Raw genomic sequence first — 25840 nt, 5'->3', positions numbered from 1 at the left:
CTCACCTGCGCCAACGGCTCCCGCCACCCCGCTCCTCCCTCGCGACCAGGTCCACCGCGTCCTTGGCCTCCCGCAGGCCCGCGTGGGTGACCTCCCGGTACGCCTTGATGGCCTGGATCAGCTTGTCCTGCCGGATCCAGGCCATCACCTCGGGCATCCCCCGCGGATCGTCAGCGTCATACACCACCGGCACGGCGTCCACCGGCGCTGCCGCTACCGTCGAGGTTCCGCTGACACCGATCCCCAAGTGCGCGATGATCACGTCGAGCTTGGTCTCGATATCGGCGAGCCGCTTGTCCGTGGTCCGAATGTCGATCTTGTCGAACATATCCATGGCCAGAACCTAGAGCATCGACCAACGCTTGCGGGACCGATAGGCAGGGGTGGCGCTCCACGCTTGCAACGGCAGCGTGCGGTGGCGCGAGTTGGCCACCGTCTCCCGGGCTCCGCCCGGAAAGAAGCGGCTCCGCCGCGCGACAACGGCCGGGGGCGGCCCAGGTCCGGCGCGGAGCGCTCGCCGGGGGCGCGGGGCGGGGCGAGGGCGTCCCCCAATCGGGTTACCTGGGGGGAGGTACAACCACACTGGGGGGCGTAGCACCCATATATGGGTGTAATTCACCCCAGCGTGGTTGTAACTCCCCCCAGCACGGGTAATCCGGCCCGAAGAAACGTTTCTGCAGGCCCGCCACCGGCGCGCCGCCCGGCAACGCACGCCCCGCCGACCGCCCCCGCTCCTCGTGGTTGCCGCGAGGCGGAGCCGAGCCACCCCAGCCAGGGACCGACCGACGTGCCCCACGGAGGCGACGGAGGATCAGCGGGAGCGAACGCGCACGTCACAGACGGCATCGGGACGGGGGCTCGGCCGCGCGACGAACCCCGCCCCGCCACCGACGACGCCCCGCCTCCCCAAAAACCAACCTACGCCGACCCCCGCACCACCAGCGTCGGGTGGAACACCACCGACTGCAGCGACACCTCCGGCTCCGCGATCTGCTGGAGCAGCAGCGTCGCCATCCGGGCCGCCATCTCCTCCAGCGGCTGCCGGACCGTTGTCAGTTGGGGGTCGCAGGCGAGGGCCGCGCTGCTGTCGTCGAAGCCCACCAGGGCGACGTCCTCGGGGATGCGGCGGCCGGCCCGGTTCAGGACGGGGACGGCGCCCAGGGCCATCAGGTCGGAGGCGATGAAGACCGCGTCCAGGTCGGGCGACTGCTCCAGCAGCAGCCGCATCGCGGCCGCGCCGCCCGCCTGGGTGAAGTCGCCCTCGACCATGCCGGCCTCCTCCAGGCCGTGGGCGGCCATGGCCTGCCGGAAGCCGGCCAGCCGCTCCTGCGCGGACGGCATGTCCAGCGGTCCGGTGAGCGTCGCGATCCGGCGGCGTCCCGTCGTGACCAGGTGGTCGACCGCGAGCACCGTGCCGGCGCGCTGGTCGGCCTCGACGAAGCTGATCGGGGTGGTCTGTCCCGGCCGCCCGGACAGCACCGCGGGGACGGCCGCCTCGGCGAGCAGCCCCGGCAGCGGGTCCGCGGCGTGGCCGGAGATCAGCACCACCCCGTCCACATGCCCCTGGCGCAGATAGCTGACCAGGTGGGTGCGGGAGTCTGCGTCGTCCACCAGCATCAGCACCAGCTGGACGCCGCGCGGGCGGATGACCTCCATGACGCCGGTGACCATCCGGCCGAAGAACGGGTCGGTGAACATCCGGCCGAGGAAGGGGTCGGCGACGGTGCGCTGCTCGGCCTCGGAGACCACCAGGGCGATGGAGTCGGTGCGCCGGGTGACGAGGGAGCGGGCGGCCCGGTTGGGAACGTAGTCGGTGGCGGCCACAGCGTCCTCGACCAGGCGCCGCATGGCCGGGTCGACCGTGGTGCTGCCGTTGATGACACGCGAGACCGTGGCCCGGGACACCCCTGCGACCCGGGCCACGTCCTCGAGCGTGACCGAACCACTGGACGGCGGCTTCCTGTTCATGACGTAGTTATACCTGGTGTCACGAGGCAGGGAGCCGCCGCCCGCCTGGTCAGTCGATCACGGGTGGCTGATCACGGGTAGCTGGGGAGGTAGACGTTGTTGGTGGTGGAGTTCGCCGCCGCTCCGGTGTTGTTGATGACATGGCTGATCGTGCCCACGCCGCCGAGCGACACCGTCAGCAGGTCGTGGAACTTCACGCCCGCCGTGTCCGGCACCTCGAACGCGCGGTCGGAGACCACGGCCGGGTTGACGTTGAAGTAGCAGTAGCTGCCCACGCCCCAGGCTTCATGACTGGTCACCGAGTCCGCGACCTTGTAGGCGGCGTAGCCGTTGGTGCTGCCGTTCATCCAGGCCGCCTGGTTCGGCGGGTCGTAGGGCATCTCGTTCTGGAAGAAGTAGGTCCGGCCGCCGTTGGCGTTCCAGAGCACCTCGTACTTCTGGTAGTGCTCCACGGCCAGCCCGTACATGGTCATGTTGTCGCCGTTGACGACCATGCCGTAGTCGGCGGTGTTGACGGTCCAGCCGGTGTTGCTCCCGTGGTCGGCGCGCCACAGCCAGAAGTTGTCACCGATGGTGTTGCGGCTGTTGATCACCAGGCTGGTGGTCGCCTTGCCGACCGCTCCGGTGCCGCCGATGCGGACGAAGAAGTCCTGGATCACGGCCGGGTCGGCGCTGTGGTCGGCGCTGGCGCCGGCCGGACCGATCTGGACCAGGGTGGTGGAGTTGGTGGTGCCGGCGTCGATCAGGAAGCCCGCGATACGGGTGCCGTTGACGTCCGCCGTCTGGATCGCGGTGACGCCGTTGTCCGGGACCAGGGTGGCCATGCCCATACCGAGCATCACCGTGTCCGGCCTGGTGATCTGCAGGGTCTGGTCGAGGTGGTAGACCCCAGGGGTGACCAGCAGGTTGTCACCGGCCGCCAGGGCGGAGTTCATGGTCTCGGCAGTGTCGCCGGGCTTGGTGACGTAGAAGGTGTGCATCGCCAGCGACGTTCCGGCCGGGGTGCCGTTGATCCAGCTGGCGCCCGCCGAGTTGGTCTGCAGTCCGGGGACGAAGACCTTGTAGGTGCTGCTGGTGGTGTCCCAGTAGAGGAACGGAGCCTCGGCCGAGACCGGGGTCTGGTTGACCACGGTGTGCGAGGGGTTGGGGAAGTTCTGGGCCGGAGCACCGGTGTCGCCGACGAAGACCATGTTCCAGACCGAGCCGTTCCAGCTGCCCATGGTGGTGTTGCGGGTCAGCCACTGCTGCTGCGAGCCGGAGTTGACCGCACCGCTGACCCGGGAGTCGGCGAGGAAGCCGCCGCTGGCCCAGTAGTCGCCGGTCGGGTCCAGCTTGAGGTTGCCGTGGACGTCGACCCGGCGCAGCGAGGTGCCCTGGGCGGTGGCCCAGGTGTCGGTGCCGCTGGGCGGGGTGATGGAGAGGTTGCTGGCCTCACGCCAGAAGTTCTGGGTGGCGTTGCCGTTGAACCAGCCCGCGTCGACGGTCACATAGCCGTTGATGTTGACGTCGTCGGGCGACAGGCCGAGGCCGGAGACCTGGGTGTTGAAGCCGACGTTGGCGCTGACGCTGTAGTTGCCCGGCTTGAACAGCAACGCGTTGCGCTGGGCGCCGAACTGGTTGGTCTGCTGCTGGTTGAAGACGGTGTCGAGGGTGCTCTGGATGCTGCTGGTCGACATCGACGGGTCGAAGACGGTGACGTTCGGGCCGAGGTCGGGGGTGTCCGTGGTGGGCGGACCGGACGGTGGGGGCGTGGTGGTGCCGCCGCTGCCGGAGGTGTAGATGCCGAACTCCCAGAGGGAGTAGCCGTATCCGGTCGCGCGCACGGCGCCGTACATCCGGACGTAGCGTCCGGTGCCGGTCACGCTCAGGGTCTCGATGCCGCCCGCACCGGTGGTGGTGGAGTAGACCGAAGTCCAGTTCGTACCGTCGGCCGACGTCTGGATCTGGTACGCCTTGCCGTACGCCGTCTCCCAGTTGAGGACGACCTGGCAGATCGTCTGGGAGGAGCCGAGGTCGACCTGGAGCCACTGCGGGTCACTGGCCGCGCTGGACCACCGGGTGCCGGTGTTGCCGTCCACCGCGTTGGCGGCCGGGGTGCCGGCGTTCTCGGTGGAGGAGGCGGTGGCCGTCTTGCCCTGCGCCACATTGGTGGTGCCGCAGCCGGTGGGCGGGGCGGTGGCGCCGGTGGTGCCGTAGACCTGGAACTCCCAGAGGGAGTAGCCGTATCCGGTGGCCCGCGCGGTGCCGTACATCCGGACGTAGCGTCCGGTGCCGGTCACACTCAGGGTCTCGATGCCGCCCGCACCGGTGGTGGTGGAGTAGACCGAACTCCAGTTCGTACCGTCGGCCGAGGTCTGGATCTGGTACGCCTTGCCGTACGCCGTCTCCCAGTTGAGGACGACCTTGTCGATGGACGCGCTGGCGCCGAGGTCGACCTCCAGCCACTGCGGGTCGCTGAAGGCGCTGGACCAGCGGGTGCCGGTGTTGCCGTCGACCGCGTTGGCCGCCGGGGTGCCGGCGTTCTCGGTGGAGGACGTGGTGGCCGTCCTGCCCTGCGAGAGCAGGGTGTCGGCGGCATGGGCCTGGGTGGACGGCAGAGCGAGGAACGCGAGCATCGCGGCGAGCACCAGCAGCACGCTCGCCAGGGCGAACGGCCGACCGGCCAGGTACTGGCCCTGTCCCTGACGCTGGTGCTGATGCTGATACCGGTACTGCGCTCGGGTGCGAGCTGATCTCATGTGCATCTCCTGCGCGATGAGACGGAGGGTGGGGGAAGGCATGGCGGAGTCACGCCTGACCCTGGCTCGGGCCGGCGTCCGCATGACCGTTGAACCGCGAGGCGCTCCATGAGGGATGGGAGAGCGCTCTCTCGCGCTGCGAGTTTTGCGCCCGCCCACCTCCGCGTCAAGACCATGAGCATGCCGGAACCGCCAACCCCGTTCCGGAACCACCACGCCTCGCCCGGAGCCTCCCGCCGCACCCTCCGACCGTCGCGACGTTTCACAGGGTGACCAGGGGGAACCATGCGGGTGCCCAGCATATTAGTCAGTGCTACTATTTCTGATGTGGGCTAGCCCTATGAACTTCGGTTCTTCGAGGATGTGCTGGACTGGATCAAGACGCTCGCCAAGGAGGACCCGGAAAGTCATCTCCATGTGATTGCCGCGCTGGAACGCCTGCAAGAAGTCGGCCCCACGCTGCGAAGGCCGACGGTCGGCGCAATCGAGAAGAGCACCTATCGCAACATGCGGGAACTGCGCCCACCCAGTCTCATCGCCGGCAACAAGGCAACCAGGAAGCAGTGGACGGCGTGGTATTCCAAGGCGATCAAGGAGGCTGACGCGAAGTACGCGTCCTACCTCGAAGCGCTGGCAATCGAGAATAAGGAGCACAGGAAGCAATGAAGCTTGGCGACATGGCCGACCTCACGGCCGACCTCACTCCCGACAAGCGTGAGCGCATCGAAACCATCAAGTCGCAGATGGTCGATGCCGAGCGCGGATTCGAACTTGCCACGCTGCGCAAGGCTCAGGGCATGACCCAGGTCGAGGTTGCCGCAGCGATGGGCGTCACCCAGGGACGCGTCAGTCAGATAGAGCGCGGCACGCAACAACTCGATACCACCACCATGGCCGCCTACCTCAAGGCCATCGGCGGCGAGTTGACGATAACGGCCACGGTCGGCAACATCTCCGTCCGCCTCTGATCCGCCCAGGGGGATGGACTACCCGCGTCCGCAGCCCGTTCCAGTCCGCAACCGGTGGACCGAGAGCTGAGCTCGTCAGTGTTGGAACGGGTCCCGGCAAAAGACAAAGGCAAGGAGAGTTCTCTCTCCTTGCCACTCTCAACTTATAGCGCACAGGGGGGCTTGCGGCAAGGCCCGGGTAGTGCCGCAGAATCGTCGGCCGAGGCCACAACCTGCGGAAATGAGGGCACGACGTGCGGGTCGAGCGGTACGTGTTGGATCTTCAAGAGGTCGACGAGACTCAGGTCGCGGTCGTCGGCGGCAAGGGCGCGCAGCTGGGCGGGCTGTCGCGGATCGAGGGCATCCGTGTGCCGGCCGGCTTCTGCGTGACGACGGACGCCTTCCGGCGGATCGTGGCGGAGGCGCCGTCGATCGACGAGCGCATCGATCAGCTGTCGGGCCTGAACCCTGACGACCGTGAAGCGATCCGCACGCTCAGCGCGGAGATCCGCTCGACCATCGAAGGGATCGCCATCCCGGGCGATCTCGCCGCGGCGATCACCGGCGCGCTCGCCCGGTTCGGCGAGCAGGCCGCCTACGCCGTCCGGTCCAGCGCGACGGCGGAGGACCTGCCGACGGCCTCCTTCGCCGGCCAGCAGGACACGTACCTCAACATCGTAGGGCCGGCAGCGATCCTCCGGCACATCAGCCAGTGCTGGGCCTCGATGTTCACCGAGCGGGCTGTGACGTACCGTCAGCGGAACGGCATCGACCACCGTACGGTCCAGATGGCCGTGGTCGTGCAGCAGATGGTCCTCCCGGACGCGGCCGGGATCCTGTTCACCGCCGACCCGGTCACGGGCAACCGGAAGGTCGCCGCCGTGGACGCCGGCTTCGGCCTCGGCGAGGCCCTGGTCTCCGGCCTGGTGAACCCGGACGTCTTCAAGGTGCGCGACGGCGAAGTCGTCGCCAAAGCAATCGCCGCCAAACAGCGTGCCGTCCACGCCCTGCCGGCGGGCGGAACCCAGGAAGTGACGGTCGACCCGCAGCGCCAGGGGCAGCCGACGCTGACGGATGCTCAGGTCGTGCGGCTCGTGCAGCTCGGGCGACGGATCGAAGCGCACTTCGGCCGCCCGCAGGACATCGAATGGTGCCTGGTGGACGACGAGTTCCAGATCGTCCAGAGCCGGCCGATCACCACGCTGTTCCCCATCCCCAAAACCGGTGACTCGGAGAACCACGTCTACCTCTCCGTCGGCCATCAGCAGATGATGACCGACGCCATGAAGCCCCTGGGCGTCTCCGTGTGGCAACTGACGGCCATGGCGCCGATGCTGGAGGCCGGCGGGCGGCTGTTCGTCGACGCCACCCCGCGCCTGGCCTCGCCCGCAAGCCGCGCCGGCTTCCTGGAGCTGGTCGGCAGAGGCGATCCGCTGACCAGGGACGCGCTGGAGACCGTCCTCGCCCGCGGCGACTTCGTCCCGACGCTCCCGGACGCCCCGCCCAACCGGTCGCAGTTCATCAGGCTGCCGACCCCCGGCGCGTCCGCCCCGGCCGAGGCCGATCCGGCCATCGTCGCCGAACTGATCGAGCGCAGCCAGGCGTCCACCGCCGCCCTGCGGCGCGACATCCGGACGAAGACCGGACCGGCGCTGTTCGACTTCCTGCTGGAGGCATTCGCGGAGCAGAAACACGTCCTCGGTGATCCGCTGAACATGCAGGCGATCATGGCGGGGATGGAGGCCACCTGGTGGCTCAACGACCAACTGCAGGAGTGGCTGGGCGAGAAGAACGCGGCCGACACGCTCACGCTCTCCGCCCCCGACAACGTCACCTCGGAAATGGGACTGGCGCTGCTCGACGTCGCCGACGTGATCCGCCCGCACCCGGAGGTGGTGGCGTTCCTGCAGGGCGTCGAGAGCGAGAGCTTCCTGGACGAGGACGAGCTGCCGAAGCTCGCGGGCGGGACCGAAGCGCGCGACGCCATCGAGGCCTACCTCGACCGGTACGGCATGCGCTGCGTCGGCGAGATCGACATCACCAGGCCGCGGTGGCGAGAGCGCCCCACCACGCTCGTGCCGGTGATCCTCGACAACGTCCGGAACTTCGAGCCGGGCGCAGCCGCGCGGCGCTTCGAGCACGGGCGGCAGCAGGCCCAGCAGAAGGAACATGACGTGCTGTCACGCCTGCGGGCCCAGCCGGACGGGGAGCAGAAGGCCGACCGGGCCAAGCGGATGATCGACCAGGTCCGGAGCTTTGTCGGCTACCGGGAGTACCCGAAGTACAACATCATCAGCCGCTACTTCGTCTACAAGCAGGCCCTGCTGGAGGAGGCCGAGCGCCTGGTGCGGGCCGACGTGCTCGCTGAGCAGGAGGACATCTTCTACCTCACGTTCCAGGAGCTCCACGAGGTCGTGCGCACCAACCGGGTGGACGGCCGGCTCATCCAGCAGCGCAAGGACGCGTTCCGGTCGTACCAGGCGCTGACGCCGCCCCGGGTGCTCACCTCGGACGGCGAGGCCGTCGCCGGGTCGTACCGGCGCGACGACGTGCCGGCCGGCGCCCTGGTCGGCCTGCCGGTCTCCGCCGGGACCGTCGAGGGCCGGGCCCGCGTCATCCTCGACATGGCGCAGGCCGATCTCGATGCGGGCGACATCCTGGTCACGGTCTGCACGGACCCCAGCTGGTCACCCCTGTTCGTCGGAATCACCGGCCTGGTGACGGAGGTTGGCGGCCTGATGACCCACGGCGCGGTGATCGCCCGGGAGTACGGCCTGCCGGCCGTCGTGGGCGTGCAGCAGGCCACCCGGCTGATCCGGGACGGGCAGCGAATCCGTGTGCACGGAACCGACGGGTACGTCGAGATCCTGCCCTGACCGCGGCGGTCGCGTGTCGGCACGGCGGTCAGGCGTTGCTGCGGTACCGGGTGCGGGCGTGCTGGTTGAAGGGTGCGGGCCGGACGGTGGCGCGGATGCGCGGGCACCCGAGATCGGCCTCGGGGTCGGTACCCGCGCCGGGGTGCCGGCCCCAGACCACAGAGACACCTGTGTGCCGGGCCCGGCTGGCGCCAGCTAACCGGGCTGCGGTAGCCGGCGATGCGTTCCAGGCGGCGCCGGCGGGCCTGGGGGCGTTGGGCGCCGTGGGCGCCGTGGGCGAAGCGTGGCTGCGAGGCGTGCGAGGCGCCAATTCGGACACCAAGGCTCCCGAGGATGTCGACGTGCATCGGAGGGCCGGGACGAGCGGTCTTGCTCGACCACGCCGCTGCTGCCTGATCGGGCGTCAGGCGAGGGTGGCCAGGGCGGCGTCGAGGCGGGCGGCGGCTTCGTCGGCTACGGGCTTGAGGTCCTCGAGTCCGGTCAGGGCGACCATGGTCTGCGGGTCCAGGGCCTGGACCAGGGTGTGGTCACCGTCTTGGCGCACAACCACGTTGCAGGGCAGGAGCAGGCCGATGGTGCGGTCGGCGTCCAGGGCCCGGCGGGCCAGCGGCGGGTTGCAGGCGCCCAGGATGAGGTAGGGCTCCATGTCGTGGTCGAGCTTGGCCTTGAGGGTGGCGGTGACGTCGATCTCGGTGAGGATGCCGAAGCCCTGGGCGGACAGCGCCTCGCGCACGTCCGCCACTGCGGTGGCGAAGTCGCGGTCCAGTCGCACGGTGCGGTCGTAGTTCATGGTCTCTCCCTGAAGGGTTGCGGGCTGTGCAGTCCACCTCAGAATACCCCCAGGGGTAAAGTGGCCCCCTCTGGGATACGGGTAGGGGTATCGGTTACCCTCGATCCCACAGTTACCCCCAGGGGTATTTTCGAGGAGGCTGCATGACCACCGCCGACACGGCCACGCACCACACCGGCGCACCCCCGCCCGACGGTCCCACCGCTCCCCGCCTGGGGCGGCTGGGCCGCCTGGGGACGTGGGCGGCCAGGCATCTGCGCCTGGTCGCGGTGGTGTGGCTGGCCCTGGTCGCGGGGCTGGGGATGTTCGCGCCTCAGGTCACCTCGCAGCTGGCCGGGGCCGGATGGCAGGCCAACGGATCCCAGTCGGTCCAGGTGCGCGACCTGGCCCAGGCCCACTTCGGCGGCAACGCCTCCTCCGCCCTGCAGGTCGTCGTCACCGCCGACCAGCCCATCACGGACCCCGCCGTCCAGCAGGTCATCCACCGCGCCACCGGCCTCCTGCAGGCCGACCCGCGGATCGCCCAGGTCATCGCCCCGCAGCCGGGCGTCACCATCAGCACCGACGGGCGCACCGCGATCCTGCTCGCCGGAGCGGGCGCCGGCACCGACGACATGGTCCGCGCCGCCGACGCCCTCAAGGCGCCCCTGGCCGCCCTGTCCGGCCACGGCATCCAGGTCAGCGCGACCGGCGCCTCCATACTGTGGAGCGACTTCAACACCGCCAACCACAACGCCATGTTGACCTCCGAGATGCTGTCCTGGCCCGTCACCCTGGGCATCCTGGTCCTGGCCTTCGGCTCACTGGTGGCCGCCGGGCTCCCGCTGCTGCTGACCGTGGCCGGGCTCGGCGCCTCCGCCGGAGCCCTGGTCCTGCTCAACCACCTGACCCCCACCTCCATCTGGGCGATGAACTTCGCCATGATGTTCGCCCTGGCCCTGGGCATCGACTACGCCCTGTTCCTGGTGGTCCGCTACCGGGCCGCCCTGACCCGCAGCGGCGACGCGCGCCGCGCGGTCGGCGAAACCATGGACACCGCAGGCAAGGCGGTGGCACTGTCCGGCATCACCGTTCTGGTCAGCCTGTCCGCCGTCATGCTCGTCCCCTCGCCGGCGTTCCGCTCCATGGCGCTGGGCATCATGCTCGCCGTCGCCTTCGTCCTCGCCGCCACCCTGACGCTGCTGCCGGCGGTCCTCGGCAAGCTCGGCGCCAGGATCAACAGCGCCGCCCTGCCCTGGACCCGCAGGAACACCGCCGCCACCGCCGCCACCGACGGCACCGGCGACACCGGCGGCTCACCGCGCTTCACCGCCTGGGGACAGCGCCTGTGGGACCACCCGCTGCGCTACGGCCTCCCCGCCCTACTCGTCCTGCTCGCACTGGCCGCACCGATCATCGGGCTGCGCACCGCGATGCCCTCGATCACCGTGGTCCCCGCCGACTCCTCTGCCCGCGCCGGCTACGCCACCGTCCAGAAAGCCTTCGGCCCCGGCGCCCCAGGCACCCTGCAGATCATCACCCCCACCAGCCAGGCCACCGTTACCGAGACCGTGCTGAAGGCCGCCCCCGGCGTCTCCGCCGTCATGCCCGCGCAGCAGGCCGCCGACGGCTCCGGCTACACCCTCATCGAGGCCGTCCCCACCACCGACCCCTCCGACCCGGCGCTCAAGGCCACCGTCGCCGACCTGCGCCAACAGCTGCCCGTCCAGGCCCTGGTCGGCGGCGCGGCCGTGGAGAACCTCGACCTGCAGGCCGCCCTGGACGCCAAGACCCCGCTGGTCATCGGCACCATCCTGGCCCTCGGCTTCCTCCTCCTCGTCCTCGCCCTGCAGGCACCCCTGATCGCCCTGATCGGTACCGTCACCAATCTGCTGGCCACCGCCGCAGCCTTCGGCGCGGCCCGCCTGATCTTCCAGGACGGTCACGGAGCCGGGCTGCTGGGCTTCACCTCGCAGGGGTTCCTCGACGGCTGGGCACCGGTCTTCTTCTTCGCCATGATCTTCGCCATCGCCATGGACTACACCGTCTTCCTGCTCTCCTCCGCCAAGGAGCACTATGAACAGACCGGGAACCCCCGTCAGGCCATGGTCGGCGCCCTGGCCCACTCCGGACGTGTGATCTTCGCCGCCGCCGCGGTCATGGTCGCGGTCTTCTTCACTTTCGCCCTGTCCGGCCCACTGCCGCCCAAGGAGATGGGTATCGTCCTAGGACTCGCCGTCCTGCTGGATGCCGCCCTGGTACGCCTGGTGCTGCTGCCCGTGCTGCTGCGGCTGACCGGCTCCGCCGCCTGGTGGACGCCGTCCTGGTTGCGCAGGCTCCTGCCGAACATCCGCTTCTCCCACGATTGACCCCGTGTCGACACAGTCGCTCAAGGCCATGGAAGCCGCGGGAGTCCAAGGCTGCGGGATCGTCGGTGACCTCGGCCAGGCCGGTGGCGAGCACAGTGCCGAAACGGGCCATGTCCGGGAATTCGGGCGGACGTCGCATGGGCGCTCCCCTCCGACGAACCGACAGGGACCGGCCCGGCGCTGCGGCGTCGGGCCGGTGGCCGCGAGGGCAACAGGGTCAGGTGTTGCTGCGGTACGCGGTACGGGCGTGCTGGTTGTACGGTGCCGGCTGGACGATGGCGCGGATGCGCGGGAACCCGAGGTCGGCCTCGGGGTCGGTACCGGCGCCCGGGTGCTCGCCCCACACCACGGAGATCTCCGTGCCCGGTGCCGCGTGCTCGCCGTCGACCAGGGCCAGGGCCAGGATCGCCCCCGCCGGGTCGATGCTCGCGGTCTGCATGGTGACCCCGACCAGGCCCTTCGCGCTCTCGACCCGGTTGCGGGCGTAGCTCAGGACGAAGCCGGGGTCCTCACCCAGGACACGGCGCACGTCCTGGCCGTCGAAGACCAGGGTGACCTTGGTGCGCCGGGGGCTGTCCCTGAGGGCCAGCAGGGCGTCGCGGCCCAGGAAGTCGTGGCTGAAGGAGACCATCTTCCCGTAGCCCAGTTCGTACGGGGTGACGTAGTAGTCCTCGATGTCCGGCGAGTAGAGGCTGCCATTGAGCGGCCGCTTGCCCTCGATGCCGAACAGGGGCAGCTGCTTGCGGTACTCCAGCAGAGCTGGATCGGTGTAGATGCCGGGGACCGGGGAGGGGATCCAGCCGCTCTCGACGCTGGGCGTGGTGTAGGCCAGCGCGCCGACCCGGACGACACCCAGCGGCTCACCGGCCTTGAGCAGGGCTTCGTGGACCGCCTCCGCGTGCTCCCAGGGTCCGATGAACTCGTAGCCGGCCTGGCCGGCCATGCCGTGCCGCAGCGCGTGGAAGTCCCGGCCCTCCAGGGTGACGGGGGCGGAGTGGAAGAACTTGGTCTCCGGCAGCGGTCCGCCGAACGCGCGCGCTACCAGGTCCAGGGCCAGCGGGCCCTGGACCTGGTAGCGGAACAGGACGGGGTCCCCTCCGCCGTTGCGGAACGCGCTGGACGGGTCGGTGACGAAGGAGACGTCGTAGCCGCCCTTCTCGGCGTGGTACTGGACCCAGTGCTGGGCGGCGGGAATGCCGCTGAGGGTGTACCGGTCCACCGCTTCGCGGGCGAGGATGCCGTCGGTGACGATGTTGCCGTCCGCGGTCGCCGGGACGTACTGCTTGGCCTGGCCGATGGCGAAGTTCTCGAAGTTGTTGGCACCGTGGTCGGCGAGCAGCCGGGTCGCGTCGGGGCCCTCGATGAACAGGTCGAACATGTGGTGGGAGAGGTTGAGGATCGCCACTCCGTCGTGCCAGGCGGCCTGCTCCCGGCGCCAGCCGGAGTACTCGCGCCCCACGACCTCCGGGGTCCACGGGGCCGCGTTGGGCTTCCACAACAGGTCCACAGGCGACCCGGCCTGGTCGATTCCGTCCTGGAGGCTGGGCATGGACATTACGGCTCCTGTCAACGCTGACGTGGCGAGCGATACTTAATCGATCTAGCGGGACGTTAACAGCAGGCGTCGGCCGCTGGGGAGAGTCCTGCACGGACTTCTTTCAACCGTCCGGAACGCGGGCGTCCAACCCTCGCCTGTGCCGCTCGCCGTCTGCTACCGTCCCCGCTAGATCGATTTAGCTAAATCGATCTAGCGATGATTTGACCGAAGGAGCCCGATGGAATCGCCGCCCACAGTGGCCACGGCAGGGCCCGTCCCGCTGCTGGCGCACTTCTCCCTGGAGATGACCGGCAAGGACGTCGCGAACCTGGAGGAGGCGCGGCACGCCATCCCCGCGGGCACCCGGGTCAACGTCACCTTCCTCGGCAACGAGAACCTGGAGCTGCGGCTGGCCGCCGCGCGGGCGGTCAAGCGCCACGGCCTGGTTCCGGTGCCGCACATCTCGGCCCGCCGGCTCCCCTCCCGCGCGGCGTTCGCCGAGTTCCTGGCCCGGCTGCAGGAGGACGGCACCGGTGAGAGCGTCTTCGTCGTCGGCGGTGACCCGGACACCCCCGCGGGCCCCTACCGGGACTCCCTCGCCCTGATCGAGTCCGGCCTGCTCCAGGAACACGGCGTACGCCAGGTGGGCATCAGCGGCTACCCCGAGGGACACCCGGCCATCAGCGAACCGCAGTTGTGGGCGGCGCTGGAGGCCAAGCACGCGCTGCTGGCCGAACACGGCCTGAGCGGCGGAATCATCACCCAGTTCGGCTTCGACGCCCAGCCGGTCCTGGCCTGGATCGAGGCCGCCCGTGAGCGCGGCGTCGACCTGCCGGTGCGGGTGGGCGTACCGGGACCCGCCGGGGTACGGCGGCTGCTGTCCTACGCCGCCCGGTTCGGGGTCGGCACCAGCACCGGCATCGCCAGGAAGTACGGCCTCTCACTGACCAACCTGATGGGCACGGCCGGCCCCGACCGCTTCGTCCGCGCCCTCGCCGACGGTCTCGACCCGCGCCGTCACGGCCGGGTCGAGATGCACTTCTACCCCTTCGGCGGGCTCAGGGCCACCTCCGAATGGGTCGCCGCATTCACCGAAGCGCACAGAGATCACAAAGAGCACAAGGAGAACGCCATATGACTGTCATTCAGGCCGAGTCGCGCAGCACCGCCCGCTCCGCTCCGAGCAGTCATGCCTCGCTGATCGTCCAGGGCCGGGACGGCAACGGCATCGTCGCCGCGGTGGCGTCGGTGCTGGCCGCGCACGGCGCCAACATCGTCTCCCTGGACCAGTACTCCGACAATCCGCAAGGCGGCGCGTTCTTCCAGCGCACCGTCTTCAGCCGCGACGACCTCCAGGCCGTGCTGCCCGCCATCGATGCCGAACTCGCCACCCGGCTCGCGGAGTTCGACCTGGACTACACCCTGCGCGACATGTCCGTGCCCAAACGCGTGGCGATCCTCGCCTCCAAGTCCGACCACTGCCTGCTCGACCTGCTCTGGCGCCACCGCCGCGGCGAACTGCCGCTGACCATCAGCATGGTCATCTCCAACCACCCAGACACCGCCGAAGAGGTCCGCGGCTTCGGCATCCCCTTCTTCCACACCCCCTGCTCCGGTCCCGACAAATCCACCGCCGAAGCACAGAACCTGCGCCTGCTCAAGGGCAACGTCGACTTCGTCGTCCTGGCCCGCTACATGCAGATCCTCTCCGGCGACTTCATCCGCGACCTCGCCGTGCCCGTCATCAACATCCACCACTCCTTCCTGCCCGCCTTCATCGGCGCCGGCCCCTACGCCAAGGCCAAGGAACGCGGCGTCAAACTCGTCGGCGCCACCGCCCACTACGTCACCGAGGACCTGGACGAGGGCCCGATCATCGAGCAGGACGTCGTCCGCGTCACCCACGCCCACACCGCCTCCGACCTCACCCGACGCGGCGCCGACGTCGAACGCGCGGTCCTCAGCCGCGCCGTCCAGTGGCACAGCGAAGACCGCGTCATCCGCCGGGGCAACCACACCATCGTCTTCGCGTGACAGAGGGTCCGGGCGTAGCGGCGGCCGGGTCAGTCCTCGCCGTCGAGGTCGGCGCCGGAGATCAGCACCGGCCGTACCAACACACCGTCACGGACCAGCTGCGGCTCGAGTTTGAGGCGGATCAGCTGGGTGTCACTGCGGGTGTGCTTGGCGTCCGCGCCGACCTCCGCCACCCAGAAGCGCACCTTGCCGCCGGCGCCCGCCTCACGCTGCAGGGCGACGGAGACTTCGAGCTCGACCGGACCCAGGCTGAACTGCAGTGCCTCGCCGGCCCCGGCCGCCATGGCCGTGGTCAGTTCCGAGCGCAACTGACTGATCAGATCCGCGAGTTCGATCATTCCATGCCTCCAGGGGACGGACGGAGTGGGACGGGTCAGTGGTCGAGGCCGTCGGCTGCTGCGAGCAGCCAGGCGGCGGCGATGATCTCGGCGTTGCCGTCCAGCGCCGCAGCGGCACGGCGAAGCGCTGCTGCGACGTCCGCGGGCGAGTCGGTCAGCGCACGGGCCGCCGTCGCCAGTGCACCGGCTGCGGACGCCTCCGCCGCGCCGGCGCCGCCGAACGCGGCGACGGCCCGCTCCGCGCGGTCGGCGGACTGCTGCGGTCGGCCGTCGCACCAGTACGCCCAGGCCAGGTTCAGCAGACAGACGCCCTCCGTGCGCGGATTCTCCATCAGCGAGGCCTCCTGGCACGCCTCCTCCAACACCGGCACGGCGCGCTCCGGTGCGCCCAGCGCCAGCAGGGCGATGCCCTGGGCGTTCAGGGCGTAGGCGACGGCCTCCCTGCTGTCGGCCTGCCGGTAGTCGCGGACCGTCGCGATGGCCGAGTCCACGGTCTCGTCCCAACGCTGCAGGGTCAGCAGGGCGATGGTGCGCGCATTCCCGACCCGGGCGCGGGCGAGCGGACCACCGTCGCCATCCGCGGCACCGGAGGCCAGCAGGGCAAGTCGGTCGGCGACCGCCAATGCGGCGGCGCCGTCGCGCAGATAGCTGTGGGTCAGGCTGAGCGAGAGCAGCGCATGCATCTCGCGTGTGGCGTCTCCCGCCTCGTGGGCCAGTTCGGCGGCACGGGCGATCGGGCCGATCGCGGCAGCCGGACGTCCGGCCTGACGGTGGGCGTCGCCCAGGCCGAACAGCGCGTACTGCAGCACGGTACGTTCATCGAGGGCCTGGGCCAGCGTCACCGCCTGCTCGAACAGCTGGACTGCCTGCTCGATCGGCCCGGCGGAGAGGCGGGCGTGGGCGTAGCCGGTGAGGTGGGCCAGGCGCAGCCGCTCCTCGACGATCCGGCCGTCGACCTCAAGGTGCATGGCGACGGCGGTGAGCACCGAGCCGTGCCAGACCAGCCATTCGCTGATGCCGATCAGAACGCGTGCGGCGTCATCGTGGTCGCCGGCCCGGACCAGGTGCTCGAACTGCTTGCGATGCGGCGTCAGGTCGTCCGGGTGGCGCCAGTCCCCCGCCGTCCCGGTCTGCCCGGCGTACCAGTCGGCGATGCGCCGCTCCATGGCCTGCCTCCCCAGCGGCCCGCTTTCACTCATCCCACGGTAGGCGATCTCGGCGTCCAGGGGGTGGAGCGAGACAACTCCGTGCTCCCGGTCCACCGTCACCAGGTGCACCCGGGCCAGGGCACGGAGGACGGCGGCGACCGGCAGCTCCGGGGTCGGGCCGGCCAGGATCTCCTCAAGCGCGGTGTAGCGGGCGGCAGTTCGCAATGTCGCGAGGACTTGCAGCACCGTGCGGGCCGGCAGGTCCAGGCGCTTGTAGCGGTCCTCGGCGAGTTCCTCCACCACATCCGCGCGGAGGATGAAACTCTGCACCACCTCGCGCAGCGTGGGCAGAACCAGCGAGTCGTCGTCGGCCACCGCGCCGACCAGCAGCTCCAGCGCCCGCGGGATGCCGTGCACCCGGACCGCCGCGTTCAGCAGCTCGCTGTCGGAGAGTCCGGCGATGCCGAGGCGGCCGCCCTGGTCGAGTTCGCGCAGCAGCTCGACGGCTTCTTCGGGGCCCAGCCCCTCGGCGATCGACACGGTGGCGGTGTAGCGCTGCTGCTCCGGCCGCAGCCGCAGCGGAACCTGACTGGTGATCAGCAGCTTGGGGGTGGCCCGGTGAGCCCGGAGCAGCCAGTCGAGGATGGCAGCGAACTCCTGGTCCACCACGGTGCCGTCGTCGTCGAGCAGGTCCTCCAGGTTGTCCATCAGCAGGATGATCAGCCGATCGTCGATGGCACTGCTGAGAGCGGCCAGGTGCTCCTGTGCACTGCCTCCGGCCAGCCATCGCTCCGTCAGCCGTTCCTCCTCTGCCGGGCCGAGCAGTTCGGCGCAGTCGAAGTAGACGCGCTGAAGGGTAATGCCTGTCGTCCGGGTAGAGAGGTTGACCAGGCCGAACGGCACCGGGCCGGGTGTCGGCCCCAGCCACTCCCCCCGGTCCAGTTGGTCCATCATCTTCGCTGCCAGCGCGCTCTTGCCGACGCCGCGCCGTCCGGTGACCATGACCAGCCGCACCGCCGGATCGGCCAGCCGCGCGGCGATCTCGTTGCGTTCCTTCGCCCGGTTCTTGAACAGCTCGATGCCGTACGCCACCGGTATGCCCACCACCCGCACCCGCGGCTCCGGCTCGGCCGCCTGCTCCGGCCGGGTGGACGTGGCATCGGCGCCCACCAGCGGCAGCCTCGTCTCCTGCTCCTGCGGGAGGCAGAGCAGCGTCAGCAGCCGACTCCGCGTCCCGCCGTCCATCTTCGTCAGCGCCTCGTCCAGCCGAACCGCGCTGAGCCGGCCCAGCCCCTCATGGCGGTGGTGCTCCGCGACCACGCCCACGATGCGGTCACCCACCCACACGGCGGCGCCGGACATGCCTGCCCAGGGGGAGACCGTCGGATCCGGGTCCTCGCCGGACGGCGTCACCACCAGCTCCAGCATGCCCTCGCGAAGGTTGGACAGCACCGCTATCCGACCGTCCGCGACGACGAGCTCACGGAACCGCCGGCCGTCGCTCCTGGTGCGCTGCTTCCACAACGGGAAGCCTCCGGCGTGCGCCGCGACCACCTCGTGCTTCTCGTCCGACACCCTGCCGAACATGGCGGCGGGCGCTGTCGGCGCGGCCGGCGCTGTGGGCACACTCAGCACGGCAAGGTCGTTGTCCCGGTCGAGCCAGGCCACGGACGCCGGGGCGGACCATTCGCCGGGGCGGTCGGCCGCGCACCGCACCGTCACCTGCTGTGCCTCGGCCACCACATGCGCGGCGGTGAGCACCGTACCGGTGGCAACCAGATAGCCGGAGCCGCGCTGCCGCCCGGCGGCCGTCACCACGATGACCTCGGCGATGCGCACGGGGTCGACGCCCGCAGCTCCGACGGCGTCCAACCCTGCCCGGGCGGCCAGAGGCCTCGGCACCGCGCGTCGCCCCCGCCCCGCTCGGCCTGGCCCGGTTCTGGCCTGGACTCGGTCAACTCCGCACGATCATAGCGACTTGACCGTGAGAGCAGGACCGGAACAGCACCCCTATCCCACCGACGTCACAACGCGCGGCGATACCCCGCCCAGGCGATGTGCGACTCACGCAACTGAATCCGAAGGCCCGTCAGCCCGGCTGCCCCGTCCCCGAGTCTGCCCTCCTTGACGCGGTCCGCCAATCCGTCGGCGATCACCCGGGCCAGGTACTCCGTGGTGGTGTTGACACCCTCGAACTCGGGCCGCTCGTCGAGGTTCTGATAGGACAGCGCGCCGACCAGCTCGCTCAACTCGGCAGCTGCCAGCGCGATGTCGACGACGATGCCGTCACTGTCCAGCTCCGGACGTTCGAAGGTCGCATCGACGACGTAGGTCGCCCCGTGCAGGCGCTGCGCCGGGCCGAACACCTCGCCGCGGAGGCTGTGCGCGACCATCAGGTGGTCGCGCACGGTGACGGAGAACATGACCGGTTCCTTCCATGGGGGCGACGGGAATGTCGGACTTCGACTCCGCCTTCAGCGATAGCGGACGCGGTGACACAGGCCCGGCCGCCGCCCGTCGGCGATCTCGGCCATGACCTGCGGAAGTTCGTCGAACTCCGACTCACTGGTGATCAGCGCGTCGAAGCGGGGGTCCCGCAGCAGTTCGAGTGCCAGGGCGAGCCGGGCGGAGGTGCTGAAGCGGGCGCGCCGGTCCGGCGGAACGGCGCCCACCTGGCTGCTGCGCAGCGTCAGCCGTCCGGAGTGGAAGTGCTCCCCGAGCGGCAAGGTGACCGGCTGGTCCCCGTACCAGCTCAGGTCGACCACGGTGCCTTCGGGGGCCAGGAGTTCCAGCGAGCGGCGCAGCCCCTGCTCGGTCCCACTGGCATGGAAGACCAGGTCGCACCCGGTGTCTGCGTCGGCGGGCGGCGCGAACGGCACTCCCAGGACGGCGGCGGTCTCCGCGCGCCCCTCGTCGATGTCGACGAGTTGCGCACGCACCCCCGGGAAACGGGCCAGCAGCGCGGCGACGCTGCACCCCACCATGCCGCCGCCCACGACCGCGATCCGGTCGCCGATCCGCGGTGGCGCGTCCCACAGCGCGTTGAGCGCCGTCTCCACCGCGCCGGCCAGCACCGCACGGCCGGCCGGTACCCCGTCCGGGACGAGCGTCAAATCATGGGCCGGTATTCGGAACCTGGCCTGATGGGGAAACAGACTGAACACGGTCCGCCCGACCAGCTCCGCCGGCCCCTGCTCCACCTGACCGACGTTCAGGTAGCCGTACTTGACCGGCCCGGGGAAGTCCCCCTCCTGGAACGGGGCCCGCATGGCCTCATACTGACTGCTCGGCACCCGGCCGAGGAACACCAGCGACTCCGTGCCGCGGCTGACACCGGAGTACAACGTCCGGACGACAGCATCGCCCGCGGACAGGGCCGGCACCGGGCGGGCGGGCGGGCGGGCGGGCGGGGTTCAACGATCTCACCCTGCCCAGGGGTTACGACCCAGAAGGCGCGACTTTCACCCACCGTGTTGACCCTCCGCCCCCAGCACCCGATACTGCCCTCCCCGCCCACGCGAGCCCGAGTGATCCTAGACGACCCAACCACCCACCGCACCCCTTGGCCCCGCGCAAGCGCCCCGCATCGCCGCAGGCCTGGGCACGGGCTCCGTCAGCCTCACCCATCCGAAGGTCGAGCCCGGCCGCACCATCGGCACCCGCGCGCTACGGTGGACCAATGGCGTCGATCAAGAAGTTCCAAGTCACCTTCGACTGTGCAGACCCCGAGCGCGTCGCCCGTTTCTGGTGCGAGGTGTTGGGCTACGTCGTGCCGCCACCGCCCCCGGGGTTCGCCGACTGGGACGAATTCGACCGCTCCCTCCCGTCCGAACGCCAGGGCTCGGCGTTCGCCTGCGTCGATCCGTCCGGTGAGGGCCCGCGGCTGTTCTTCCAGCGTGTCCCCGAAGGCAAGGTCGTCAAGAACAGGGTGCACCTCGATGTGCGAGCCGGCACCGGCCTCGTGGGCGAGGAGCGCCTCGCCACCCTGGAGGCCGAGTGCGCCCGCCTCGTCGCCCTCGGCGCGACCTGCGTCCGGGTCCTGCGCGCCGACGGCTTCGACGAGTCCTGCATCGTGATGCAGGACGTCGAAGGCAACGAGTTCTGCCTCGACTGACGCGTACCCCCGCGCACGCGAACCGACTCCGCAGGAAGCGGCCGACCTCCCGGACCCCGACGGGCCGCTGCTCTACAGCCGTGACGTCGTCTTCAGCGGGACGGTCTGCACCGGCGGCCAGGCCGAGGCCGTGGTGACCGCCACCGGGATGAACACCGAGCTGGGAAGGGTCGCCGCGCTCAGCCAGGGCGACAAGCGCGACGAGAGCCCACTGGAGCACCAGGTGAAGCGAGTGGCCTGGCTGATCGCCGCAGTGGGCCTGGGCGTCGCGGCTGCGTTCGTGCCGCTGGGCCTGGTGGCCGGGCTGTCCATCGCGGCCGCGATCACGCCGAGCCCACCACCGACGCGCGGCGGCACGAAGGCCGGTGAGCCTGAGTCCTCTCCTGCCGTCACCCGCGAACGGGTAACCGGTCTCCCGATGGGTGGCTCAGGGCTGGTCGTCCATCAGGTCGAGGTCCCCCTGGCAACCGCCCCACGCCTGGAAGCCGGCCGGACCGCAGCCCGGACCCTGCAAGGAGCCAGACCCGAGTTCACCCTGCGCGCCCAGGTCCAGCCGGCCGCCGGCATCCTGCGAGCCGCGACCACCACGGCCGCCCGCCTGGTGCGCATGGAAGGCCAGATCGGCACCCTGGCCGTCGGAGCCCACGCCGACCTCCTCGTCCTCGACGGCAGTCCCCTCGACGACATCCGCGTCCTCACCTGACCGCCGCGGCGGGGTTCACTCGGTCTGCTCGCCGGCGGTGAAGCGGACTTCTTCGTTGTCCAGGGCTGCCTGGAGGCGTCGCAGCACAGTGTCGTCGATCTGTCGTTCGTCGCGCAGGCGGACGACGGTTGACCGTTTGTGGGCGATCAGGGCCAGGCGCAGGTCGGTGTAGTGGCGGTTGTGGAGCAGGACGGGGTCGTCGTCGGTCCCCGCGCCTCTGGCTCGCACCGTCGCCAGGTAGGCCTCGTACTCCTGGCGCAGCCATTCGGTGACCTTCGCGTCGGTGCCCAGATCGGCCGCCAGCTGCGGCAGGGCCTTGAGGGCCTCCTCGTTGGCCGTCATCTCGGCCAGGAGCTGCTCCTGTTCGACGGAGGTGTCGCGCGGCAGCCGAGCCCAGCGCACCACGGCAGGCAGGAGCAGTCCCTGGACGACGAGGGTCACCACGATCACGCCGGAGGTGACGAAGACGATGAGGTCGCGGTCGGGGAAGGGTTGGCCCGAGTTGAGGGTGTGGGGGACCGAGAGCGCCACGGCGAGCGAAACAGCGCCGCGGAAGCCAGCGAACGCGCTGACGACGCGGGCCCGGTGGCTGATGCGGAGCAGCCGCTGCCGGGGGCGGCGGTCTACCGCGCGGATCAGGTAGGCGGAGGCGAACAGGAACGCGAACCGGACCGCGATGAGCACCAGGGTGACCAGGGCGGTCGCGGCCAGGCCGCGGACCAGCACGGAGTGGCTCAGATGCCGTACGGAGTATTGAAGTTCCACACCGACCAGGACGAACAGCACACCGTTGATGACGAAGGTGGCCAACGGCCACAGGGCCAGTGCCTGGCGGCGGTGGTCGGCCCGGATCAGACGGGGAGCGACCTGGGCCATGATCAGGCCGCTGACGACGACCGCGACGACACCGGAGGCGTGGATCAGCTCGGCGAGCAGGTACGCGGTGAACGGGGCCAGGATCATGACGAGGTTGCCCAGCAGCGGGTTGTCCAGGCGGCGGCGCAAGTTCATGTTGATCCAGGCGACCAGCAAACCGACCGCGGCGCCGCCGCCGTAGGCGAGCAGGAACAGCGCTGCGACGTGCGGCAGGGTGAGGTGTTCCTCGCCGACGGTGAGTCCGACCGCCAGTCCGAAGATGACCAGGGCTGTGCCGTCGTTGACCAGGCTTTCCGCGCGCAGCACGGTGACCTGGCGGCGCGGCAGGGTGCCGGCCAGGGCGCCCACCGCTGTCGCGTCGGTGGGCGCGACCGCCGCCCCGAGCACCCATGCCGGGCCCCAGGGCAGCCCGAGCGCGTGCCCGACGGCGGCTACGGCGCACGCGGTGAGGATGACCAGCACGGTGCTGAGCAGGACGATGCCGCGCAGGTTCGTCCTGATGTCCCGGCTGGAAGTGGTCAGGCTCTCCCAGTACAGAAGGACCGGGAGGAACAGCAGCAGGACCACTTCCGGGGGAAGCTCCATCCGGCGCACGGCCGGGACCAGTCCCAGCAGCACGCCGACGGCGAGCAGCACGACAGGCGCAGCCACGCGCAGACGCTGGGCGACGACCTGGCCCAGTAGGACGGCCACGCCGAGAAGCACGACGAGTTCGAGACCGAGCATGGCGTGTGTCTCCTGTGAGGGGCGGGCGCCCCGGCGGGGCGGACGGCTCGGGGGATGCCTGTCCACCCCGCCGGGAGACGGGGAAGGTCAGGGCTTGAGCAGCGCCTTGATGGCGCGGCGCTCGTCCATGGCCTTGTACGCCTCGGCGACCTGGTCGAGCGGCAGGGTGAGGTCGAAGACCTTGCCGGGCTCGATGCGGCCGTCGAGGACCCGCTCGATCAGGTCGGGCAGGTAGTCGCGTACGGGGGCGGGGCCGCCGCGCAGGGCGACGTGGGAGAAGAACAGCTCCTCGGCCGGCACGTTCACGTCGTGCGGCATGCCGACGAAGCCGACGTTGCCGCCCGGGCGGGTCGAGCGAAGCGCCTGCAGCATCGACTCGTTGGTGCCGACGCACTCCAGCACCGAGTCGGCGCCGATCCCGCCGGTCATCTCCTTGATGCGGGCCACGCCCTCGTCCCCGCGTACCTCGACGATGTCGGTGGCGCCGAACTGAAGGGCGAGCTTCTGACGGGAGGCGTGGCGGCTCATTGCGACGATGCGCTCGGCGCCCATTTCCTTCGCGGCGATCACACCGCACAGCCCGACCGCGCCGTCGCCGACGACGACCACGGTGGAACCGGGCCTGACCTCCGCGGCCTTGGCGGCGTACCAGCCCGTTCCCATGACGTCGGACAGGGCCAGCAGGCTCGGGATCAGCTCGGCGGCAGGGGGCTCGGGGGTGGTGACCAGGGTGCCGTCCGCGAGCGGGACGCGGATGTACTGGGACTGGCAGCCGTTGGGGAAGTCCCGGTTCAGGCAGGAGGTCTGGTAGCCGTTGCGGCAGTTGGCACAGGTGTTGTCGGAGGCGATGAAGGATCCGATGACGAACTGGCCCGGCTTGACGGTGGTGACCTCACTGCCGACCTCCTCGACCACGCCGACGTACTCGTGGCCGATCGGCTGCGGGGAGGTGACCGGGTTGATGCCGCGGTAGGGCCACAGGTCCGAGCCGCACACGCAGGTGGCGACGGTGCGGATCACGGCGTCGGTCGGGTGGACGATCTGCGGATCGGGGCGGTTCTCGATCCTGATGTCCCTGGTGGCGTGCAGCACTGTTCCGAGCATGACGGTTCCTTACGGGTGTGCGTTGGTTCAGGTGGTCGACGGGCGCGGTCGCGGGAAGTTCAGGGGTTCGGTTCGGTACAGCGCCGCCAGGACGCCGACGGTGACCAGACTGCGGTCCCTGGGCGAGAACTGCGGGTGCTCCCACACGTCACCGAAAGCACCTGGTCGGTCAGCTCCGCCAGCTTCGGCGCGAAATCCCGCAGCGGCGCCGGTGCTGTGGACTTGTCTTCGGGCATGCTCTGTCACTACTCCTTGCGGCGAGGATCTGGGGGCATCGTGGCCTGCGGCCGGCCGATCCGCCGGGATTGGGATGAGGATGTGCGCCAAATGGCGGAGGACCTGATCCGTGCGCCTCATCCGGTCACGCTGCGACAACCGTGCCACGCATTCCATCCAACCCAAAAGAGGAGAACTTCATCCAGGGATGATTCCCTCCCCCCTTCGCCGAACAGGCACGATGGCTGTCCCCGATCCCCTGCATACCGCACGGCGGGTGCTGTTCCCACGGAGGAAACTCTCCCCCTCACAAACACTTCGCGCCGTGCCATCGTGGAAACCATGCCCCGGAACCCGAACCTCAACGAACTGGGAGAATTCCTCAAGGCACGACGCGCCGAACTGAACCCCGGTGACCTCGGACTGCCAGTGGACCCGCAGCCACGGCGGGTGCCCGGCCTTCGCCGCCAGGAAGTGGCACTGCTCGCCGCGGTCAGCACCGACTACTACACCCGCCTCGAACAAGGCCGCATCAACCCCTCCGCCCCGGTCCTCGGCGCCCTCGCAAACGTCCTGCGGCTGAGCGAGAACCAACGCGCCCACCTGTTCCACCTCGCCGGCACCGACGCCCTCCAGCGCCCCCGCCGGCGCCCCCGCCAGCAGGCCCAGCCCGAACTGCTGCGCCTGCTGCGGGACCTGGGCACCACCCCCGCGCTCGTGCTGGGCCGCCGCACCGACATCCTCGCCTGGAACAGCCAGGCCGCCGCCCTGCTCACGGACTTCGGCCGGATCCCCGTCAAGCGCCGCAACTACATCCGGCTGCTGTTCTCCGATCCCTCCATGCGCACGCTCTACCAGGACTGGGAGAACATCGCCCGCACGGCGGTGGCCCAGCTTCGGACGGAAGCCGCGCGCACTGCGGGCGACCAGAGCCTGAACGCCCTGGTCGGTGAGCTGTCGACGCAGGACGAGCAGTTCCGGACCTGGTGGGCCGGCCACGTCGTCACCCGCCTGTGCGTGCGCACCAAGCAGCTCAACCATCCGGTGGTGGGTCCCCTCGCTCTCGACTGGGCCACCCTCACCTCGACCACCGACCCCGAACAGCACCTGATCACCTGGAGCGCCGAACCCGGCAGCCCTTCCGACGACGCGCTGCGCCTGCTCGCGTCCTGGTCCGCCACCTCGCGCGGGCTCCCGTCCGCCTCCACCGGCACCGTGGCCTGACCACCCCCTCACGCACGGCCCGACCGCCCCGCGGGGACAACCCGGCCCCGCCGCGCACGGTCCGGTGAACCGGGCGCGCCGCGGGCCGCGCGGTAACCATGCCGCGTCTTCCCCTTTTCTCTCGGCCCCGGCCTGCCGCCGGGGCCCTTTGAT

19 protein-coding genes and 2 pseudogenes are annotated in these 25840 nt (G+C 70.3%); 9 read left to right on the top strand and 12 right to left on the bottom strand.

Going from position 1 to position 25840, the window contains the following annotated elements; genetic code table 11:
* Nucleotide 1: 1 nt before the first annotated feature.
* From ABH941_RS37890 to ABH941_RS37880, 3 genes are all read right to left on the bottom strand, one after another.
* Entirely contained in the window at nt 2–334 is a 333-nt protein-coding gene (locus tag ABH941_RS37890; protein ID WP_370135509.1) for a hypothetical protein, read from the bottom strand.
* Nucleotides 335–918: 584 nt separating this feature from the next.
* Nucleotides 919–1968: a LacI family DNA-binding transcriptional regulator gene (locus tag ABH941_RS37885; RefSeq protein WP_370135508.1), complete on the bottom strand. Its 1050-nt coding sequence runs from the start codon at nt 1966–1968 to the stop codon at nt 919–921.
* 71 nt (nt 1969–2039) lie between these two features.
* Complete coding sequence (locus tag ABH941_RS37880; protein WP_370135630.1) at nt 2040–4583, bottom strand: discoidin domain-containing protein; 2544 nt, start codon at nt 4581–4583, stop codon at nt 2040–2042.
* Between the two features lie 486 nt (nt 4584–5069).
* On the opposite strand from ABH941_RS37880, the gene ABH941_RS37875 reads away from it, so the two are divergent.
* The 3 genes from ABH941_RS37875 to rph all read left to right on the top strand — a co-directional run bounded on the left by ABH941_RS37875 (nt 5070) and on the right by rph (nt 8529).
* Nucleotides 5070–5372 carry an addiction module toxin RelE gene (locus ABH941_RS37875; RefSeq protein ID WP_370135505.1) on the top strand — a complete coding sequence of 101 codons (303 nt, stop codon included), beginning with the start codon at nt 5070–5072 and terminating at the stop codon, nt 5370–5372.
* Nucleotides 5369–5674, top strand: coding sequence for a helix-turn-helix domain-containing protein (locus ABH941_RS37870; protein ID WP_370135502.1), 306 nt, complete (start codon nt 5369–5371; stop codon nt 5672–5674). The genes ABH941_RS37875 and ABH941_RS37870 overlap by 4 nt, the downstream gene beginning before the upstream one ends.
* 233 nt (nt 5675–5907) lie before the next feature.
* On the top strand, nt 5908–8529 hold the full coding sequence (gene rph / locus ABH941_RS37865) for a rifamycin-inactivating phosphotransferase (protein WP_370135499.1): 2622 nt from the start codon (nt 5908–5910) through the stop codon (nt 8527–8529).
* Nucleotides 8530–8932: 403 nt separating this feature from the next.
* On the opposite strand, the gene ABH941_RS37860 is transcribed toward rph, so the two are convergent.
* Entirely contained in the window at nt 8933–9319 is a 387-nt protein-coding gene (locus tag ABH941_RS37860; RefSeq protein WP_370135497.1) for a DUF302 domain-containing protein, read from the bottom strand.
* A 143-nt stretch (nt 9320–9462) separates the two neighbouring features.
* Between ABH941_RS37860 and ABH941_RS37855 the strand changes: the two genes are divergently transcribed.
* Nucleotides 9463–11667: an MMPL family transporter gene (locus tag ABH941_RS37855; protein ID WP_370135494.1), complete on the top strand. Its 2205-nt coding sequence runs from the start codon at nt 9463–9465 to the stop codon at nt 11665–11667.
* 217 nt (nt 11668–11884) lie between these two features.
* Here ABH941_RS37855 and ABH941_RS37850 read toward each other — a convergent pair whose 3' ends face one another.
* Complete coding sequence (locus tag ABH941_RS37850; RefSeq protein ID WP_370135492.1) at nt 11885–13222, bottom strand: aminomethyl transferase family protein; 1338 nt, start codon at nt 13220–13222, stop codon at nt 11885–11887.
* Nucleotides 13223–13442: 220 nt separating this feature from the next.
* On the opposite strand from ABH941_RS37850, the gene ABH941_RS37845 reads away from it, so the two are divergent.
* Both ABH941_RS37845 and purU read left to right on the top strand, forming a co-directional pair.
* Nucleotides 13443–14342, top strand: coding sequence for a methylenetetrahydrofolate reductase (locus tag ABH941_RS37845; protein ID WP_370135489.1), 900 nt, complete (start codon nt 13443–13445; stop codon nt 14340–14342).
* Nucleotides 14339–15238, top strand: coding sequence for a formyltetrahydrofolate deformylase (gene purU / locus ABH941_RS37840; RefSeq protein WP_370135486.1), 900 nt, complete (start codon nt 14339–14341; stop codon nt 15236–15238). Before ABH941_RS37845 ends, purU begins: the two co-directional genes overlap by 4 nt.
* Nucleotides 15239–15267: 29 nt before the next feature.
* On the opposite strand, the gene ABH941_RS37835 is transcribed toward purU, so the two are convergent.
* From ABH941_RS37835 to ABH941_RS37820, 4 genes and pseudogenes are all read right to left on the bottom strand, one after another.
* Nucleotides 15268–15576: a trypco2 family protein gene (locus ABH941_RS37835; RefSeq protein ID WP_370135484.1), complete on the bottom strand. Its 309-nt coding sequence runs from the start codon at nt 15574–15576 to the stop codon at nt 15268–15270.
* A gap of 35 nt (nt 15577–15611) precedes the next feature.
* Nucleotides 15612–18626, bottom strand: a complete 3015-nt coding sequence (locus ABH941_RS37830) for a trypsin-like peptidase domain-containing protein (protein ID WP_370135482.1) — start codon at nt 18624–18626, stop codon at nt 15612–15614.
* 122 nt (nt 18627–18748) lie between these two features.
* The gene (locus tag ABH941_RS37825) at nt 18749–19147 is read right to left on the bottom strand and encodes a 6-pyruvoyl tetrahydropterin synthase family protein (RefSeq protein ID WP_370135480.1); all 399 of its coding nucleotides are present in this window, start codon (nt 19145–19147) and stop codon (nt 18749–18751) included.
* Nucleotides 19148–19198: 51 nt separating this feature from the next.
* Nucleotides 19199–20193 (bottom strand): annotated as a pseudogene (locus tag ABH941_RS37820) (zinc-binding alcohol dehydrogenase).
* Nucleotides 20194–20403: 210 nt separating this feature from the next.
* Between ABH941_RS37820 and ABH941_RS37815 the strand changes: the two are divergent.
* Nucleotides 20404–20838 carry a VOC family protein gene (locus ABH941_RS37815; RefSeq protein ID WP_370135477.1) on the top strand — a complete coding sequence of 145 codons (435 nt, stop codon included), beginning with the start codon at nt 20404–20406 and terminating at the stop codon, nt 20836–20838.
* Between the two features lie 67 nt (nt 20839–20905).
* Complete coding sequence (locus tag ABH941_RS37810; RefSeq protein ID WP_370135627.1) at nt 20906–21541, top strand: amidohydrolase family protein; 636 nt, start codon at nt 20906–20908, stop codon at nt 21539–21541.
* A 15-nt stretch (nt 21542–21556) separates the two neighbouring features.
* On the opposite strand, the gene ABH941_RS37805 is transcribed toward ABH941_RS37810, so the two are convergent.
* The 3 genes and pseudogenes from ABH941_RS37805 to ABH941_RS37795 all read right to left on the bottom strand — a co-directional run.
* Nucleotides 21557–23143: a Na+/H+ antiporter gene (locus ABH941_RS37805; RefSeq protein ID WP_370135475.1), complete on the bottom strand. Its 1587-nt coding sequence runs from the start codon at nt 23141–23143 to the stop codon at nt 21557–21559.
* Nucleotides 23144–23230: 87 nt separating this feature from the next.
* Nucleotides 23231–24247, bottom strand: coding sequence for a zinc-dependent alcohol dehydrogenase family protein (locus ABH941_RS37800; protein WP_370135473.1), 1017 nt, complete (start codon nt 24245–24247; stop codon nt 23231–23233).
* 60 nt (nt 24248–24307) lie between these two features.
* A pseudogene (locus ABH941_RS37795) lies at nt 24308–24483 on the bottom strand (carboxymuconolactone decarboxylase family protein); the annotation flags it as partial.
* 322 nt (nt 24484–24805) lie between these two features.
* On the opposite strand from ABH941_RS37795, the gene ABH941_RS37790 reads away from it, so the two are divergent.
* Complete coding sequence (locus ABH941_RS37790) at nt 24806–25687, top strand: helix-turn-helix domain-containing protein (RefSeq protein WP_370135470.1); 882 nt, start codon at nt 24806–24808, stop codon at nt 25685–25687.
* Nucleotides 25688–25840: the final 153 nt, after the last annotated feature.

The sequence above is a fragment of the Streptacidiphilus sp. EB103A genome (assembly GCF_041261405.1).
In the GTDB taxonomy this organism is placed as follows: domain Bacteria; phylum Actinomycetota; class Actinomycetes; order Streptomycetales; family Streptomycetaceae; genus Streptacidiphilus.
The sequence above is the reverse complement of the archived record's forward strand: the minus strand, read 5'-3'. Positions and strand labels throughout refer to the sequence as shown.